Below are 297 nucleotides of genomic sequence, written 5' to 3'. Positions count from 1 at the left end.
AAATTCAACCATGGCTGGGCGCAACAAACCGAGGGTGATGAAGAAAAAGCCGAACGCTACGCTGCAGCCGCCAAATGGTATGACGTTTATTTACGCAGTGTCCCAGACGCAAAAGATGCACCGGAAGCTCACTTCCTGTTGGCAGAAATCGCCTATGAACTGGGTAATTATCAACAGGCTCGCGACCATTACCAGATCGTAGCCTACGATTACCCTGATCATGAGCTGGCACCGGAAGCTGCTTACGCGACCGTTTTGGCATACAACAAATACCAGCCGGATGATGCTGAAGAAGCG

Annotated in this window: 1 protein-coding gene; it reads left to right on the top strand. The window is 50.8% G+C overall.

From position 1 onward, the window contains the following. Positions 1-297: tetratricopeptide repeat protein (locus Q4563_RS18795; RefSeq protein WP_303605595.1), on the top strand; the 297-nt coding region annotated here is incomplete at both ends.

It is taken from the genome of Gilvimarinus sp. 1_MG-2023 (genome assembly GCF_030548285.1).
This window is presented reverse-complemented; position numbering and strand designations above follow the sequence as displayed.